Genomic DNA, 16355 nt, shown 5'->3' on the forward strand with positions numbered 1-16355 from the left:
TCTGGGAGGCGGAGGCGCGGGACTGCGCGGTGATCGTCCGGTTCGGCCGTTCCGGTACCGCCGGACCGACCCGCACGCTTCGTCCTGACCGCGGCCTGGAAGCGGAATCTGCTGCCCCGGAGGCGTGGTGGGCACATGACGAAAGGCCCCGGTCTCCGTGAGGAGGCCGGGGCCTTGTCCGAGCGCTGGGCAGGCCTTGCACCTGCATTCCCCCACGGGAAGTGGGGTGTCTTTCCTTGGACCACCAACGCATGTCCCGTACACCGTGTTTCGCGGCGGCGGGCTCGAGATCAACTATAGCGCAGTCCCGCAGGTCAGCGCACTCACCCGCTGGGCGAGAATGGCCCCGGCGCCACGGGCGCCGACGGACGGGGGGGGGAGGACCGGGATGGTGACGCGCCGTTCGCGTGCCGTGGCGGTGGCCGCCGTGCTGCTGCTCTGCGGGGCCGCCGGCGCGGCCTGCGGGTCCGGGGCCCGGCCGGGGCCGCCGCGCGCCGAGCCGCTGACGGAGGCCGAGCTGATGTCCGTACTCCCCTCCGGGCAGGAGCTGCCGGGGCACGTCGTCACGCGCCGCCGGCCGGCCCCCGCGCGTTCCCCCGGCGGCTCACCCAGCCAACTCGCCCCGGGGATGCCGCAGGAGTGCATGGCCCTCGTCGACTTCCAGATGGAGCACGGGCTGCGGAACCGGCCGGCGGCCAGGGTGGTGGCGGAGGTGTCGCCGCGCGGGAAGGACTCCGGCGAGCGCGACCTCAGCGCCTTCCGCGAGCTGCACTCCGTGGAGCTGTCGAGCCGGACCGCCGAGGAGGCCTCGGCGGTGATGGGATCCCTCAGGAAGGCGGTGCCGCGGTGCGGCGGCTTCCTCGTGTACACCACCCACTACGGCGACCAGGACGCCCGCATCAGGATCGGTGCCCGGCCCGCGCCGGCGGCCGGGGACGAGTCGGTCGCCTTCGACTGGACCGTGCCGGGCATCGCGATGAACGAGACGGTACCGATCACGGTGGTCCGTACCGGCGGGATCATCGCCGCGTACTCCGGCGCGGTGCCGGCCGGGATCCTGAGGGAGCAGCACCGGCGGCTCTGCCTGTTCCTCTCCGGATACCCGGCCTGACGGGGGCCCCGGCACAGGAGCCCCCGGCCCGGACCGGGGCACCGGCACCGGCACCGGCACCGGCACCGGTCAGTCGATGACGATCTCCGTCTCGAAGCGCGCGCCGAGCGCCCGCAGTCGCCGTTCGCACTCCTCGCGGGTCGGAGCCGACAGCACGGCCGCCGCGAGGAAGTCCGAGGAGAGCGCCGCCTCGGGAAGGACCTCGCCGGGCTCGGCGAACACCCCGTAGAACTCCACCCAGGGCTCCTCCGGGGTCACCGGGATGGCGCGCACCGTGCCGGGCCGCTTCATCATCAGGACCTGGCCGGCCATGCGGACCGGCTCCAGCCGGCCGTGCTCCCCGAGCCCGGCCAGGGCCGGCAGCCGCAGGCCCGTCTGGGCGCGCGAGGCCAGCTCGACCGGGTGCACCCCGAAGACGGCGTCGAGCACCTCGCGGATGCGCGCTCCGGCGGGGCGGGAGGCGACCTCGCAGACGACGAGGCGGTCGTCGGGGGTGTGGAAGACCTCGGCGTGGAAGGCGTGGTCCGCCGGGCCCCCGAGGGCTGCCAGCGCGCGGTCCGTCAGCTCCAGCAGGCGCGGGGTCAGCGGGTCCGAGGGGTCCAGGGTGAGGTCCACCCGGGCGCCGGGATCGCTCTGGAAGGACGACAGGTCGTACTGGTACTGGGACGGCCAGGCCATGACGGTGCGGCCGCCGACGACCACCCCGTCGACGTGGCACATCCGGCCGGGGACGTACGCCTCCAGCAGGAGGTCCTCGCGGGGCTCGTCGCCGGTCCCGAGGGCGCCGGGCCCGAAGGCCCCGGCCAGGTGCCGCTCCAGCTCGTCCGGGGACGTCACGATCCGCAGCCCGATGGAGCCGAAGCCGTCGCGCGCCTTGAAGACCAGCGGCAGGCCGTGCTCCCGCGCGAACTCCCGCGCCTCCTCGGCCGTGCCGGGCAGGACGTGCGGGGCGACCTCGATGCCGGCCGCCGCCAGCCGCCGCTTCATCAGGGCCTTGTCGCGGAAGGGGAGCACCTCGTCGGGCAGCTGTCCGGGCAGGCCGAACTTCTCCCGCAGCCGGGCCGCCCGCATCAGGTCCGCCTCGTGGGGGGCGATGACGTGGGTGATCCCGTACTCCTCGGCCAGTTCGAGGGCGACGCCGTCGAGGAGTTCCTCGTCCTCGAAGTCGTCGAGCACCACCAGCCTGCGGTAGCCGCCGTCGCCGTCCGGAACCTGCTCGCGGGCGCCTTCGATCCGGTCGCGGGCCGCGATCACCACGACGCCGCCGTCGAGACCCGCCAGCCACCGGTCGTACGGGAACGGGCCGAGCGGGAAGCGGTGCAGTACGAGCGCGGTCACGCGGCGACCTCCAGGTCCTTGGTGTCCGCCGGCGCTTCGGCCGGGGTGACGTCGATGCGGATCTGCCCGGTGAGCCGCTCGCAGAGGGCGATCGCGGCGTCGGTGTCGGCGGCCGTCACCGCGGCGAAGCCGAGCCGGTCCCAGTTGTCGCGCAGCGGGCGCACCGGGTCGCCGGGCCGTACGGAGACCTCCACGGCGAGGACGTCGGCGCGGGCGGCGAGTTCCTCCACACCGGAGACGGCGGTGACCGTTCCGGGGTCGCGGAGCACGAAGCGGGTGCAGGCGCCGGCGCGGGCCTCGGGGGGCTCCGGGAGGGCCTCGACCAGGCCGAGCGGCCAGGCGACGCCGTAGCCGAGGAGGTCGATCCCGTAGGCGGCCTCGACCAGTTCGTTGATGTGGCCGCCGCCTACCCGGTTGTGGGACTCGATGACGACGGGGCCGCGGGTGCCGAGGCGCAGCTCGGTGTGGCTGGGCCCGTCGGTGACGCCCATGGTGTCGAGGAACTCCTCGACGGCGGCGGTGATCCGGGCGTGGTCCGCGGGGGCGAGGCGGGCGGGGAGGGCGTGGCCGAGTTCCGCGAAGTGGGTGTCGTCGACGAGCTTTTCGGTCACGGCGATCACCACGTGGCGGCCGGCGAAGCTGAAGGCCTCCACGCTGAACTCGGGTCCGTCGAGGTAGGACTCCATCAGGAACTCGCTGACGGTGTAGAGGGTCGAGCCGCGGTCGCTGCGGCGGCCCCGCAGTTCCTCGATCCGCTCCCAGGCGGAGTCGAGTTCGCCGGGCCCGCCGACGCGGATCAGGCCGAAGCTGGCGGTGGCGTCGGTGGGCTTGACGATGAAGGGGTAGCCCGCGCGGGCGGCGAAGGCGTCGAGTGAGGCGCGGTCGGTGACCCGGTCCCAGTGCATCGACAGCTTGCCCTGTTCGGTGAGGTGCTGCCGCATCAGGAACTTGTTGCGCATGCGGCGGCCGGCCTCGGGGCCGGTGCCCGGGAAGCCGAAGTGGGCGTTGAGCCGGGCGGCCATGTCGAGGCCGGCCTCGGTGAGGGAGGCCACGGTGTCGAAGCCCCAGACCTCGCGGGAGGCCTCGGCGAGCGGGCGTACGGTGTCCCAGTCGGTGTAGTCGACCATCAGCAGGACGTCGGCGAGTCCGGTCTGGTAGGCGTTGATCTTGTCCGGGTGCTGGAGGAGCACCACGCGGACGCCCAGGGCCTTGGCGCGTTCGAGGTGCTGGTCCGTGGCGCCGACGAGCAGCAGGGTGCGGTCCGCGGCGCGCGCGGTGGGGGCGGTCATCGCAGTGCTTCCTTCGGGGTGGGGGCGGTCGTGGTGCGCAGTGCGGTGTGGGCCGCGGCGATCCGTCCGGCGGCCTCGGCGGGGGTCGGGGCGTCGACGACGGCGTAGCCGTGGCGGGTGGCGGAGTCGGTGGTGCGCGGCAGGACGTCGCCCGGCGCGTAGGGGAAGTGCACGCCGTGCACGTGCTCCTGGGCGCGCAGCTCTTCGAGGCCCTCGACGGACTCCAGGCGGCCGGCGGGGAGCTGGAAGAAGCCGATGGAGGCGTACCGGTGGGGTGCGGGGGCGGTGACGTCCTCGCCGGCCAGGCCCCGGAAGATCGCGGCCTCGATGTCGTAGCCGGTGGCGACCTCCACGAGCAGCGGGATCCGGTCGCCTCCCAGGCGTGCCTGGGACTCGACGACGCGCGGCCCGGCCGGGGTGAGGATGACCTCGGTGTGGGCGGGCCCGAAGGCGTAGCCGGCGAGGTCGAGCAGGCCGGTGACGGTGTCGCGGATGGCGGCGGCGTCGGCCGGGTCGAGGGGGGCGGGGTGGATGTGTCCGGTCTCCACGAATCCGGGCGGGCCGCTGGTCTGCTTGGCGGTGATCCCGGCGACGTGGTGGGTGCCGCCGGCGGTCAGGGTTTCGACGCTGAACTCGGGGCCTTCGAGGAACTCCTCGATGATGAAGGGGCCTTCGAAGCCGCCTGCCTTGACGCGTTCGGTCCATTCCTCCAGGTCGGCGGCGGTGCGGACGAGGGCGATCCCGCGGCTGCCGGCGGTGTTGGTGGGCTTGACCACGGCCGGCAGGCCGAACTCGGTGAGCAGCGGCTCGACTTCGCCGAGGGTCTCGGCGCGCAGGGCGCGGACGGCGGAGACCCCGGCGGCGTTGAGCAGGCCGCGCATGGCGTGCTTGTCGTTGAGCAGCCGGACGGATTCGGCGGTGTTGGGCGACAGGCCGAGGGCCTCGGCTTCGGCGAGGACGGGGGCCATGGTGGCCTCGCTGCCCAGGTGGAGGACGTGGTCGACGGCGTGTTCCCGGGCCATGCGGGCGACGAGGGCGCGCAGGGCCTCCTCGTCGCCGAAGTCGACGAGGGCCAGTTCCCGCGAGTGCGCGGCGACCTTGTCGAGGTAGTCGGGCTTGCGCAGCGCCGGGTCCCAGATCGACCAGACCTGGAAGCCGGCCTCGACGGCCTTGCGTACGAGCTGCTCGTACGGCATCACCATCAGGAGGCGGCCGGGCGTGCGGGGTGGGGTCATGACGTGGCTCCGTTCTGGGCCGGCGCGTTCGCCGACGCGTTGGCCGGCGCGTTCGCCGACGCGTTCGCCGGTCCGTCGGCCGGGCGGGCGGGCGCGGGTTCCTGCTCCGCGGCGGTGCGGCGGGATGCGCGCAGCGGCAGCAGGGAGCGGTAGACGAGGATGGCGCCGAGGCCGAAGGCGCCGTAGAGGACGCTCATGCCGGCCGGGGAGAGGAAGGCGCCGACGGTCACGCAGAGCGAGCCGATGAGCAGGCCGATGCGGGGGACGAGGCCGTAGGCGGCGAGGTACTTGGTGCGGGCGGCCGGGTCCACCAGGTCGGCGAGGATGGCCTGCTTGACCGGCACGTTCGCGATCTCCCCGAAGGTGAAGACGACCGCGGCGGCGATCAGGATCCAGCCGTCGTTGCTGACGGCGAGGACCATGTGGCCGGCGGTGAAGACCGCGATGCCCGCGTAGAGGCGGACCCGGTCGGACAGCCTGCGGAACATGCTGCCGGCGAAGAGGGCGAGGCCGACGACCAGGACGGTGTTGACGGCCCGGAGGATGCCGAGCATGGCGACGCCGTCGACGGAGGGGAACCAGCGTTCAAGGCCGGCCAGTGCCTGCTCGGGGAAGTCGTCGGCGAGGCGGACGGCGATGTAGTAGCCGATCTGGACCTCGACGGCGCGGGTGAGGATCGCGGCTCCGACCAGCCGGAGGAAGACCCGGTCGCGGGAGACGGCGAGGTAGCCGCGGAGCATGGCCGGGACGCCGGAGGCCTGGTCCTTGGCCGATTCGGGGGCGCTCTCGGCGATCCGCCACCAGGTGACCAGGGCGGTGGCCAGGGAGAGTACGGCCGCGCCCGCCAGGAGGAGGGCGAAGTGGTCCCCGTAGAAGAAGCCGCCGATCAGGGCGCCGGCGGTGAACGCCAGGTTGATGGACCAGTAGTTGACCGTGTAGACGAGCTGCCGGTTCTCGGGGGTGGAGACGTCGATCATCATCGCCTCGGCGGCGGGGGTGGCCGCGCTCGCGAGGCAGGTGTTGAGCAGGAAGAGGACGAACGTGGCCGCTCCGGACTGCCACCAGGGCGAGTTGGCCAGGGCGAGCAGGGCGAAGGTGAGCGTCGCGCCCACCTCGCCGGCGACCATCAGCGGCTTGCGGCCGTGGACGTCGGCGAGGTGGCCCCCCACGAAGTTGCTGGCGATGCCCGCGGCGGCGACGGCCATGGTCAGCACGCCGGCCGCGGCCGCGCCGTACAGCGTGGCGAGGTGGATGACCATCAGCGGCATCAGCATGATGCCGAGCATCCGCTGGACGAAGCCGATGCCGAGCCGCAGCTTGATGTTCGGATGGAGCTGACGGAAATTCACGCCGGTTCCTTCGGGGAGTGGGGGGACGGAGCGCGGGCGCCCTGGCCCGGACCGTCAGGACTTCGTGGACAGTACCGGGGCCGTGACGGGGACCTGGGCGGGCGCCGGTGCCGGTGCCGGGGCGGGCTGCCGGCCGGAGCGGGCGGCGGGGGCGGGGGCCTCGCTCCAGAGGCTGAGGTAGCGCTCGCCGGTGTCGGGCAGGATCGTGACGATCGAGGCGCCGATGTAGTCCGGGTGCGCGGCCAGCCGGGCGCAGGCGTGGGCGACCGCGCCGGAGGAGACGCCGACGAAGACGCCCTGGCGGCGGGCGAGCGAGCGGGCGCCGGCCATGGCGTCCTCGTCCGAGACGGTGACCACGTTGTCGATCAGGGAGACGTCGGTGGTGGGGGCGACGAAGCCGCCGTTGAGACCCGGTATCCGGTGCAGGCCGCCCTCGCCCTGGGAGAGCACCGGGGAGTTCTCCGGCTCGACCGCGATGACCCGGATCTCCGGGTTCTGCTCCTTGAGGTACTTCGCGACCCCGCTGAGGGTGCCGCCGGTGCCCACGCCGCAGACCAGTACGTCGATCCGGCCCGCCGTGTCGGCCCAGATCTCGGGGCCGGTGGTCTCGTAGTGGGCGCGCACGTTGTCGGCGTTGTCGTGCTGGCGGGGGAACCAGGAGCCGGGGGTCGCGGCGTGCAGTTCCTCGGCCTTGGCGATGGCGCCGGTGTAGCCCGCGTCGCGGGGGGTCTGGACGACCTCCGCGCCGAGTGCCTTGAGCAGGGCGACCCGCTCGGCGGTGGCGCTGTCGGGCAGCACGATGACGCAGCGGTAGCCGCGGGCGGCGGAGAGGGCGGCCAGGGAGATGCCGGTGTTGCCGGAGGTCGCCTCGATGACGGTGCCGTTGCCGGGCATCAGATCGCCGCGCTCCTCGGCGGCGCGCAGCATGTAGAGGGCGGCCCGGTCCTTGCTGGTGGACATCGGGTTGGCGGACTCGAGTTTGGCCAGGACCTCGGCGCCCGGGGCGGAGTCGTCGAATCGCAGACGGATCAGCGGGGTAGAGCCGACCAGGTCCGCGATGCTGTCTGCGATGCGGCGCGTCTCACGGCTTTCCACAGGTGGTTCCTCACAAGTCGGGTCGTGCGGCTGGGTGCCGGGCGGGCGGACGCGGTCCGCCGTGTCCCGGCTCGGCCTTCGTGGGGGGATGTCGGTCGTGGTGCGGCGCGGCTGCCGGATCGCGGCGTGCGCGGCTGGGGGCGGTGCGGTGCACGGGGTGGGGTGCGGGGCGGTGTCGTGCGGGGAAGGTGCGGGGCTGAGGGCGGGGCGGGCGGTACGGTCGCGGGGGCTACCAGGAGCCGGCCGAGGCCGTCACCGCGTACAGGTCCTCCATGGGCTGCGGCCGCTGGCCGACGGACTTGATCACGGCGGTGGCCGCGAGCACCCGGGCGCCGGAGGGCACGTCCTTGTTCACGAGGGCCTGGGCGCCGATGACGGCGTGCGCCCCGATGGTGACGGGGCCGAGCACGGTCGCGTTGGTGCCGAGGACGACGTGGGCGCCCACCACGGGGTGCCGGCGGTCCCCTTCGGGCCGCTTGTTGTCGCTCCACCAGCCGACGGCTCCCAGGGTGACCTGGTGGTAGATGGTCACGTCGTCCCCGACGACGGCGGTCTCGCCGATCACCACGGCGGCGCCGTGGTCGATGAACACGCGGCGGCCGAGCACGGCCCCGGGGTGGATCTCGACGGAGGTGCTGCGGCGGGCCTTCCAGGCGATGATCCGCGCGGTCATCCGGTGTCCGCGCCGGTGCAGCCGGTGCGCGACGCGGTGGGCCCAGAGGGCGGGGAGAGCCGCGTGCAGGAGCGCCTCACGTCGGTTGCGCATGGAGGGGTCGCGGGCGACGATCACCTCCAGGTCCTCCTTCATGATCCGGAACAGTCCGGGCGTCGAGGCCGCCATCAGACGAGCACCCCCGCGCGGTCCCCCGCGTCGGCGAGTTCGGCGATCAGGGCCCGGGTCAGGCTCTCCAGCCGGGCGACGAGCGCCTCGTCGGTGTAGCGGCCGTCCTCGGTGGCGAGCGAGCCCGCGCGGGCGACGGCCACCGGCTCGTGCTCGACGACGCGGGCGCCGCTGCGGCCGAGTACGCGGGCCAGCCCGGCCTGGGCCTCCAGGCCGCCGCGCGCTCCGGGGGAGGCGCTGGCCACGGCGGTGACCTTGCCGGTCAGCGGGCTGGGGTCCTCGCCCTGCGCGCGGGACAGCCAGTCGAGCGCGTTCTTCAGCGCGCCGGGCATCTCGCCGTTGTACGACGGGGTGCTGATGAACAGCGCGTCGGCGCCGGTGACCAGTTCCTTGGCGGCCCGGACGGCGGCCGAGGCGTCGGCGCGCTCCAGTCCGGCCTCGTAGAAGGGCAGTTCGCCGACGGGGAGCAGCACGCTCTCGTGGTCGCCGGGCAGGTTGTCGAGGATGTGGCGCACGGTGGCCAGTACGGCGGTGTTCACCGAGTCGCCGCGGGTGCTGCCGGATATCAGAACGGTCTTCACTGGTGGAACTCCTTCTCCTCAGCCTTTCCGGGCGGCAGGCCTTCGACTGGTCGAGGCTCGTGCCTGCGTTCCGGGCCCCCGGGTCGCCGCCGGCCGCCGTGCGGGCCTCGCTGCGCGTCGGCCGGGGCACCGGGGTGCTTCGAGCGGGGCGGTCCGGCCCGCGTCCTGGTCGTAACCGTGTCAGCTCGAACCGATGCGGTGCTGGACTGCGGCTAGGGCCCCGGCGGAGGGTCGCTCCAGGGATGCCCGCGGGGCGGCGGGCGTACGGTCGCGGGGTGCCGGGCGTACGGTCGCGGGTGATGCTGGTGGCATGGGTGGCGTTCCCCGGGGGCGGCTGCCGGCCCGATGGGCGGCGGCTGCGCGGCGCTCGGTGCGGGTGACGCTGGCCGGCGGCGCGGGGTTCTACCTGTTCCTGTACGGCTTCGGCTCGGCCGTCGCCGCGACGTACGCGCTGTTCGCCGCGGTGGCGCTGGCGGGCCTGTCGCACATCCCCGGTACGGGCCGGCAGCGCGCCGCCGTGCTGCTGCGGCTGGTGCCGGCCTGCTGGGTGCTGATCGCGGTCGGCACGTACCTGTCGGTGCGGACCTGGAGCGCCGTCCTGGGGATGCTGGTGGCCGGCTTCGCGCTGGCGTTCGTCGCGGTGGGCGGGCCGAGGGCGGCGGGGGCGGGGCCCGGGCTCCAGCTGATGTACATCCTGCCGTCGTTCCCGCCGTACGATCCCGGCTCGCTCGGCGAGCGGCTCGCCGGTGCGACGACCGGCCTGGCGCTGCTGATCCTCGCGGAGGCCTTCCTGCTGCCCGACCCGCCGGCCGTCGCGTACCGGGAGCTGGCCGCGCGCGCCGCGGAGTGCGCGGAGCGGGGCGCGGCCGAGCTGGCGGGGCCGCCGTACGCGCTGTCCGGGGCGACGGAGGCGTGGGCGGGGGAAGCCGGACCGGCGCTGCGGCCCGTGCGCGTGCCGGAGGCGGAGCGGCCGGCCGGGCCGGGGCTGCGGGACCGGGCGCTGGCCCACACCGGGCTGGCCGCCCGCACCCTGCTGGTCCGGCTGGCCGGGCTGCCGCCGGTGGCGGGCTCCCCGGGGGAGGCGGGCCTGGAGGTGCTGGGCGCGGTACGGGACACCGCGCGCGAGGCGGCCGGCCTGCTGCGGGGCCGGGGGCCGGCCGGGGAGGCGCACGCGGAACTGCTGCGCGCCCGTACGGCCCTGGCGGCGGAACCGGACGGGGCACGCCCGCCGGCGGTGCTGCGCCGGCGGGCGGCGGTGCTGGAGGTGGCGGACGCCGCGCTGGCGATGTCGACCGCGGCCGGGCTCGCGGTACGGGGCCGGGCTGCCGCGGTGCGGGCGGCGCCGGGGCGGTTCTGGTACGCGCGGATGGGCTCGGCGCGGCTGTGGTGGCACCGGCTGGCGGGGCACGCGGGGCGGCGGTCGGTGTTCTTCCAGAACGCGGTGCGGCTCAGCCTCGCCCTGGCGGCGGCACGGGTGATCGCCGGGGAGGACAGCCTGCCGCACGGGTTCTGGGTGCTGCTGGCGACGCTGACGCTGACCCGGACGACGGTGCGCGAGACCCGCTCGACCGTACGGATCGCGCTGACGGGGACCCTGGTCGGCGCGCTCGTCGCGGCGGGGCTGCTGACACTGGCGGGGCCGCACACCGTCGTGTACGCGGCGGCCCTGCCGCCGCTGATGCTGGCCGCGTTCACCCTCGGCCCGGTGAAGGGGGTGGGCTGGGCGCAGGCGCTGTTCACGGTGGTCATCGCCCTGGTGTTCGCGCAGCTGGCACCCGCGACCTGGCAGCTCGCCGAGTTCCGGCTGCTGGACGTGCTGACCGGCAGCGCGATCGGCGCGGTGTTCGGGCTGCTGGCCTGGCCCCGGGGTGCGCAGGACGAGCTGCGGCGGTCGGCGGCGGTGCTGATGCGGGGCGCCGCCGAGATCGTGGTGGCCACGACGGCCCGGCTGGCGGCGGGCGGACCGCGGGAGCCGGTGGCCGGTGCGCCGGGGCACCGGTCGCTCCAGCACTCGCTGATCCTGGCCGAGTCGGCGTACGCCCAGTACCAGAGCGAGCCGCACGGGCCGGCCGGGGCCGGGCCGGCGCAGGGCGCGGGCGGGCGGGACTGGCAGGCCGCACTGCTGGCCGGCCACCACACCCTGTGGGGTGCCGAACGGCTGCTGGCGGCGCCCGCGCGGGTCCTCGTACCTCCCCTGGAGCGGGAGCCGGCGGCCGAGGTGACCCGGCTCGGGGACCGGGTGGCGGGACGGATGCTGCTGGTGTCGGCGTGGCTGGACCCGGGCGGCGACACCCCGCGGGCGCCGGCCGCGCTGCGGGACCCGGCCCGTGACGGGTTCGCGGCAGAGCCGCCGGGGGCGCCGCGGGTGTACTACGCGGCCGTGCTGTGGCTGGACTCGCTGCTGACGGACCTGGAGCGGATCACCGGCGAGGCCGGGGAACGGCCGCCGGGCGGTTGAACGGCCCTGTCCGGCAGGCCGGATGGCGATCAGCGGGGGCGGATGGCAGGCTGGAGGGAGCAGCCACAGCTGAGGCTCCCCGACCCCTGTTCGAGTCCGCAGGAGGTGGAAGCCCATGAGGAGCCGCACTTCACGCACGCCACGCACCTCACGCACGGCACGCGCGCCCCGCACGGCGGTCTCCCTCGCCGTGGCGGCGGTCCTGTCCGCCGTACTCGTCCCCGTGACCGCGCCCTCCGCGGCGGCGGTCACCTGCGACACGGCGGCGGCCTCCCGGCCCCCGGGCGCCGGCGTCCGGGAACGCGACGCCGTGCTCTGCCTGATCAACGCCCAGCGCGCCCAGCGCGGGCTGCCCGCCCTGACGGCCCATCAGTCCCTGACCGACGCGGCCCGGCAGCACGCCGTGGCGTCCGTGCAGCTCAAGTGGTGGGGCCCCTGGAAGGATTCGCACACCAACCCGCGCACCGGCTCCACCCCGCAGAGCCGCATCATGGGCGCGGGCTACTGCCCCAACCCCCGTTCCTGGGGCGTCTCCGAGATCACCTACAACGGCTGGGGCGGCTCGGGCACCCCGAACGCCGCCGTCAAGTGGTGGATGAACAGCCCGGGTCACCGCGCGGTCATCCTCGACCCCTCGCTGCGCGACTTCGGCGGCTGGGCGCAGGCCGGCGCGGCCGACCCGGCCGGGGCCAACGCGAGCGGAGCCGGAACGTACGTGGTGACCTTCGGCCACTGCCGGCGCTGAGCGACGCGGCCGGAGGACGGGGATACGGCCGGAGACGGCGGGACCCCCGCTCCCGTGAGGCCTGGGCCGTGGGAGCGGGGGTCCGGCCGGCCGGCGCGGCCGGTCAGATGCCGGTCACCACATCACCGGCAGGCGCTCGGGCAGGCGCTTCATGAAGCCCGTGCGCCACACGAGCTGCTCGACCGGGACGGCGAGCCGCATGCGGGGCATGGCCTTGAGGAGGGCGAGCAGGGCGGTCTCGGCGTGCTTCTTGCCGAGGGCGGTGGCGGGGCAGTAGTGCGAGCCGCCGCCGAAGGAGAAGTGCGCCGAGGAGTTGGCGCGGGTGAAGTCGAGGCGGTGCGGGTCCGGGAATACGGAGGGGTCGAAGTTGGCGCCCTCGGGCAGGACGAGCACCAGCTCGCCGGCCTTGACCTGGACGTCGCCCAGGGTCATGTCCTCCATGACCAGGCGCGGCAGGCCGTCGCCGATGGACAGGTTGATGCGCAGCAGCTCGTCCACGGCCTGCGGCATCAGTTCGGGGTGGTCGGCGAGGTGGTCGGCCTCCTCCGGGTGGGTGAGCAGGGTGACCAGCGCCATGGCGAGGAAGCCGGCGGTGGAGATGACGCCCGCGCCGAAGAGGGTGACGCCGACGGTCGCGAACATCTCGTCGCTGACGTGCTCGTAGCCCTCGGTGCCGCGCAGCTTCGCGAGGTCGCCGATGAGGCCCTGCTCGGTGTCGTCGAGCCGGGCGGTCATGTACGCGATGTCGCGGTCCCAGTTCAGCCGGGCGGCCGGGATCTCGCGGGGGCTGTTCATGAAGGCGATCGGCAGCGACTCCGCGAGGAGCGGGGCCGCCTCGTGCGGGATGCCGAGGATCTGGCAGTGCATCGCCTCGGAGAAGGGGTCGGTGAACATGGCCCGCACGTCGACGGGGGCGCCGTGCTGGAGCATCCGCTCGACCAGTTCGGCGGCGTACCCGTCCATCCACTGCTGGAGGCCGGGGGACTTGGGGTTGATGGCCTTCATCACGGCCTTGCGCAGACCGGCGCCGGTGATGTTGCCCATGTTGTTGACGACCTCCGGGGGGATCGTCAGCGCGTACTGGCGGGGCACACCCGGGTCGGAGGTGTTCTTGAGGCTGAAGCGGTCGTCCTCCAGGACCTGCTTGACCAGTTCGTAGGAGGAGACGAGCCAGGCCTCGGCCCCGGCGATGGTGCGGACCTTGACGACCGGGGGCAGTTCGTCGACCTGGGTCGGCAGGTGCGTTCCGTCCCACGTGAAGGGGAATTCGAGGATCGGCTCCGCGTGGGTGGTCACAGCTGGTCTCCTTCGGTGGCGGGGGTGACGATGGCGTGGCCCTGGTTGCGGGAGGCCCGCAGTCCGGCGCCGCGCGAGTAGAGCAGGTCCGCCATCGGCAGCGCCTGGTGGTAGCAGTTCAGCGACGAGGGGACGCCGAGGATCGCGGGCGTGTCGAGGAAGAGCGGGGCCTCGGCGCACACGTAGTCCAGGCAGACCGCCCGCTGGTGCTCGGTGGGCTGCTGGCCCCCGAGGACCTTGGACGACAGGAAGATGTCGACGAGTTCGTTGCAGGTCTGCGCGAACGCCGGGTCGGTGTGCAGCCGGTCCAGCAGGTCGGCGTGCATGGTGTCGTACGCGGGGATGCCGCGCAGCGAGGACATCGGTCTGCCGCGGAGCCGGGTGCCGGACGGGTCGATGTCGGCGACCGCGTTGGTCACCTTGGCACGTACGCCGCGCAGGTTCTTGACGGTCTTGCGGCGTGCCTCGTCGGGGGGATAGCCCATCGCCTCGTACATCTCGGCCACGTGCAGGTCCGTGTAGATGAGGTCGGCCTGCGCGAAGTTGTCGAGCGCCCACTCTGCGAGTGCGTGCACCCGGCCGGCCGAGAAGTAGGAGTTACCGGGGGAGATCCCGATGACGGCGTGGTCGCCTTCGTCTGCGATGACCTGGCAGTGCGGTGTGTACGCATCGACACGGAAGGCACTGGTTCGAGTGGCTGTTGTCATGGGAGTGGTCGCATCCCTGTCGCCGCGATTCCCCGCGCGGACCCCGTGTCCCGGGTGCGGCGGCGACGGACTGAAGCTATACGAACACTCGAGCCGCCGGTCGATTACCCAGGAGTTCGTCTCGGTTACTGAAACCGTATGTTGCCCGAGTCAACTGCAACGGGCTGTAAGCGCGTTGATCCGGACGGTAAAGTGACGATCCGCCACATCCGCTGGCGGGTCGGCCCTTTCGGAAGCAAGATTCCGTTTTGAACGGAATCTGTTCGTCCGTCACCCGGGGCGGCGTGTCGCGTGACCGGAGTCGCAGGTCTTCGCGCGCATAGTGGGTGGCATGCAGTCCGAGAAGACCCCGGTCCGCGTGGTGCTCGTCGAGGACCACCCGCTGTTCCGCAAGGGACTGAGGTCGGCCCTGGAGAGCGCCGAGGACATCGAGGTGGTGGCCGAGGCCGAGACGCTCGCGGAGCTGGCGGCGGCGGTGGCGGCCGGGTGTCCGCAGGTGGTGGTGATGGACCTGTCGCTGCCCGACGGGTCGGGGCTCGAAGCCACCCGCCGGCTGACCGGCGAGCATCCCGAGGTGTCGGTGCTGGTGCTGACGATGGCCGATGACGACGGCACGCTCCTGGCGGCCCTCCACGCCGGGGCCCGCGGCTATCTGCTCAAGGGCGCCGGACGGCAGGAGGTCCTGCACGCGGTCCGCACGGTGGCCGCCGGGGGCGCGGTGTTCGGGCCGGAGGTCGCCGCGCGGATCGCCGTACTGGCCACCGGGGGCGGCCGGCGCGACGCCGGGCGGCTCTTCCCCGCCCTGACCGCGCGCGAGGTCGAGGTGCTCGACCTGGTCGCCCGCGGCCACGACAACCGGCGCGTGTCGCGGGAGCTGTTCCTGGCGGAGAAGACCGTACGCAACCACCTCACCCACATCTTCGAGAAGCTCGGCGTCGCCACCCGGGCGGAGGCCGTCGCCCGCGCCCGGGACGCGGGCCTCGGCTCGGGGGACGCCCCGCCGGAAGCCTGAGCGGCGCGGCGCGGGCCCGTGCGGTGCGCGGCGTGGGGCGGGCGGGCGAAGCCCCGGCGATTCGGCGGCGCGGGACGCGGGCGGGGCGGTGTGCGGGGCTACGGTCGGCGGCATGGACCGGATGCGCCGGGGGTGGCGGCAGTGCGTGCTCGGCGGGGCGGTGTTCGCCGTGTGCATGGCGGGCACCACGCTGCCGACCCCGCTCTACGGCCTGTACCAGGAGAAGTTCGGCTTCTCCGAGCTGACCGTCACCGTGGTGTACGCGGTGTACGCCTTCGGGGTCATCGGCGTGCTGCTGCTGGCCGGCAACGCGTCCGACGCCGTGGGCCGGCGGCCGGTGCTGCTGGCGGGGCTGGGGTTCGCGGCGGCGAGCGCCGGGTGCTTCCTGCTCGCCACGGGACTGGAGTGGCTGTACGCCGGGCGGCTGCTGTCAGGGCTGTCGGCCGGCCTGTTCACCGGGGCGGCCACGGCGTACGTGATCGAGTCGGCGCCGCCGGGCGGCGGCGGCCGCGCCACGTTCGTGGCCACCGCGGCGAACATGGGCGGGCTGGGCTGCGGTCCGCTGCTGGCGGGGCTGCTCGCGCAGTACGCCCCCCGGCCCCTGTACCTGCCGTTCGAGGTGCACCTCGCGCTGGTGGCGGTGTCGGTGCTCGTCCTGCTGGGGCTCGGGGAGACAGTACGCCAGCGGCGGCCGGCGGCGACCGTACGGCCCCAGCGGCCGGCGCTGCCACCGCCGGTGCGGGCGGTGTTCGGGCCGGCGGCGATCGCCTCGTTCGTGGGGTTCGCGCTGTTCGGGGTGTTCACCTCGGTCAGCCCGGCGTTCCTGGCGCAGTCGCTGGGCGTGCACGACCACGCCGTGAGCGGGCTGGTGGTCGCGCTGGCCTTCTTCGCGTCGACGGCGGGGCAGCTGGCGGTGGGCCGGGTCGGTGCGCGCCGGTCGCTGCCGCTGGGCTGTGCGGGGCTGCTGGCCGGGCTCGCGCTGCTGGCGAGCGCCCTGCACTGGGACCTGCTGGTGCTGGTGGTGCTGAGCGCGCTCGTCGGCGGCGCCGGTCAGGGCCTGGCCTTCCGGGGGGCGTTGTCCGTCGTGGCGCAGGCCTCACCGGCGGACCGGCGGGCCGCGGTGATCTCGACCCTCTTCGTGGTGGCGTACACGGGCATCTCGGTGCCGGTGATCGGCGTGGGGCTGCTGGTGGAGCCGATCGGGCTGGAGGGGGCGGGGCTGGTGTTCATCGCCTGCATGGCGGTCCTGGTGTCGGCCGCCGGGGCCTATCTGGTGCGGCGTTCGCACGGGTGAGGTG

General features: G+C 74.2%; 14 protein-coding genes. 5 read left to right on the top strand and 9 right to left on the bottom strand.

What is annotated here, in order from left to right; translation table 11 throughout:
* The first annotated feature begins 388 nt into the window (after positions 1-388).
* A complete protein-coding gene (locus AC069X_RS05825; protein WP_478725502.1) occupies positions 389-1111 on the top strand; it encodes a hypothetical protein in 723 nt (240 codons plus the stop codon).
* Positions 1112-1180: 69 nt separating this feature from the next.
* Here the strand turns inward: AC069X_RS05825 and AC069X_RS05830 are convergent, their stop codons facing one another.
* The 7 genes from AC069X_RS05830 to AC069X_RS05860 all read right to left on the bottom strand — a co-directional run bounded on the left by AC069X_RS05830 (position 1181) and on the right by AC069X_RS05860 (position 8839).
* Entirely contained in the window at positions 1181-2449 is a 1269-nt protein-coding gene (locus tag AC069X_RS05830) for an ATP-binding protein (RefSeq protein WP_478725504.1), read from the bottom strand.
* Entirely contained in the window at positions 2446-3738 is a 1293-nt protein-coding gene (locus AC069X_RS05835; RefSeq protein WP_478725506.1) for an ATP-grasp domain-containing protein, read from the bottom strand. Before AC069X_RS05835 ends, AC069X_RS05830 begins: the two co-directional genes overlap by 4 nt.
* Positions 3735-4973, bottom strand: coding sequence for an ATP-grasp domain-containing protein (locus AC069X_RS05840; protein WP_478725508.1), 1239 nt, complete (start codon positions 4971-4973; stop codon positions 3735-3737). The genes AC069X_RS05835 and AC069X_RS05840 overlap by 4 nt, the downstream gene beginning before the upstream one ends.
* Complete coding sequence (locus tag AC069X_RS05845) at positions 4970-6322, bottom strand: MFS transporter (protein WP_478725510.1); 1353 nt, start codon at positions 6320-6322, stop codon at positions 4970-4972. The genes AC069X_RS05840 and AC069X_RS05845 overlap by 4 nt, the downstream gene beginning before the upstream one ends.
* Before the next feature lie 54 nt (positions 6323-6376).
* Positions 6377-7417, bottom strand: a complete 1041-nt coding sequence (locus tag AC069X_RS05850) for a PLP-dependent cysteine synthase family protein (protein ID WP_478725512.1) — start codon at positions 7415-7417, stop codon at positions 6377-6379.
* A gap of 229 nt (positions 7418-7646) precedes the next feature.
* Positions 7647-8258: a serine O-acetyltransferase EpsC gene (gene epsC, locus AC069X_RS05855; protein ID WP_478725514.1), complete on the bottom strand. Its 612-nt coding sequence runs from the start codon at positions 8256-8258 to the stop codon at positions 7647-7649.
* Positions 8258-8839: an NADPH-dependent FMN reductase gene (locus tag AC069X_RS05860; RefSeq protein ID WP_478725516.1), complete on the bottom strand. Its 582-nt coding sequence runs from the start codon at positions 8837-8839 to the stop codon at positions 8258-8260. Before AC069X_RS05860 ends, epsC begins: the two co-directional genes overlap by 1 nt.
* Positions 8840-9149: 310 nt before the next feature.
* Here AC069X_RS05860 and AC069X_RS05865 point away from each other — a divergent pair, with 310 nt between their 5' ends.
* Together AC069X_RS05865 and AC069X_RS05870 are read left to right on the top strand one after the other, a co-directional pair.
* Positions 9150-11297: an FUSC family protein gene (locus AC069X_RS05865; protein WP_478725518.1), complete on the top strand. Its 2148-nt coding sequence runs from the start codon at positions 9150-9152 to the stop codon at positions 11295-11297.
* Between the two features lie 115 nt (positions 11298-11412).
* Positions 11413-12042, top strand: a complete 630-nt coding sequence (locus tag AC069X_RS05870; RefSeq protein ID WP_478725520.1) for a CAP domain-containing protein — start codon at positions 11413-11415, stop codon at positions 12040-12042.
* Between the two features lie 114 nt (positions 12043-12156).
* Here the strand turns inward: AC069X_RS05870 and AC069X_RS05875 are convergent, their stop codons facing one another.
* Together AC069X_RS05875 and AC069X_RS05880 are read right to left on the bottom strand one after the other, a co-directional pair.
* Complete coding sequence (locus AC069X_RS05875) at positions 12157-13338, bottom strand: cytochrome P450 (protein ID WP_478725522.1); 1182 nt, start codon at positions 13336-13338, stop codon at positions 12157-12159.
* Positions 13335-14045, bottom strand: coding sequence for a cyclodityrosine synthase (locus AC069X_RS05880; protein WP_478725524.1), 711 nt, complete (start codon positions 14043-14045; stop codon positions 13335-13337). The genes AC069X_RS05875 and AC069X_RS05880 overlap by 4 nt, the downstream gene beginning before the upstream one ends.
* A 331-nt stretch (positions 14046-14376) precedes the next feature.
* Between AC069X_RS05880 and AC069X_RS05885 the strand changes: the two genes are divergently transcribed.
* Together AC069X_RS05885 and AC069X_RS05890 are read left to right on the top strand one after the other, a co-directional pair.
* Positions 14377-15057: a response regulator gene (locus AC069X_RS05885; RefSeq protein WP_478725526.1), complete on the top strand. Its 681-nt coding sequence runs from the start codon at positions 14377-14379 to the stop codon at positions 15055-15057.
* Positions 15058-15169: 112 nt separating this feature from the next.
* Positions 15170-16351, top strand: coding sequence for an MFS transporter (locus tag AC069X_RS05890; RefSeq protein WP_478725528.1), 1182 nt, complete (start codon positions 15170-15172; stop codon positions 16349-16351).
* Positions 16352-16355 lie beyond the last annotated feature (4 nt).

This window comes from Streptomyces sp. NPDC043896 (assembly GCF_056435605.1).

Coding starts and splice junctions, on each gene's coding strand:
- AC069X_RS05825 (WP_478725502.1), top strand. CDS start 389: ATGGTGACGCGCCGTTCGCGTGCCGTGGCGGTGGCCGCCGTGCTGCTG.
- AC069X_RS05835 (WP_478725506.1), bottom strand. CDS start 3,738: ATGACCGCCCCCACCGCGCGCGCCGCGGACCGCACCCTGCTGCTCGTC.
- AC069X_RS05840 (WP_478725508.1), bottom strand. CDS start 4,973: ATGACCCCACCCCGCACGCCCGGCCGCCTCCTGATGGTGATGCCGTAC.
- epsC (WP_478725514.1), bottom strand. CDS start 8,258: ATGGCGGCCTCGACGCCCGGACTGTTCCGGATCATGAAGGAGGACCTG.
- AC069X_RS05865 (WP_478725518.1), top strand. CDS start 9,150: ATGGGTGGCGTTCCCCGGGGGCGGCTGCCGGCCCGATGGGCGGCGGCT.
- AC069X_RS05870 (WP_478725520.1), top strand. CDS start 11,413: ATGAGGAGCCGCACTTCACGCACGCCACGCACCTCACGCACGGCACGC.
- AC069X_RS05880 (WP_478725524.1), bottom strand. CDS start 14,045: ATGACAACAGCCACTCGAACCAGTGCCTTCCGTGTCGATGCGTACACA.
- AC069X_RS05885 (WP_478725526.1), top strand. CDS start 14,377: ATGCAGTCCGAGAAGACCCCGGTCCGCGTGGTGCTCGTCGAGGACCAC.
- AC069X_RS05890 (WP_478725528.1), top strand. CDS start 15,170: ATGGACCGGATGCGCCGGGGGTGGCGGCAGTGCGTGCTCGGCGGGGCG.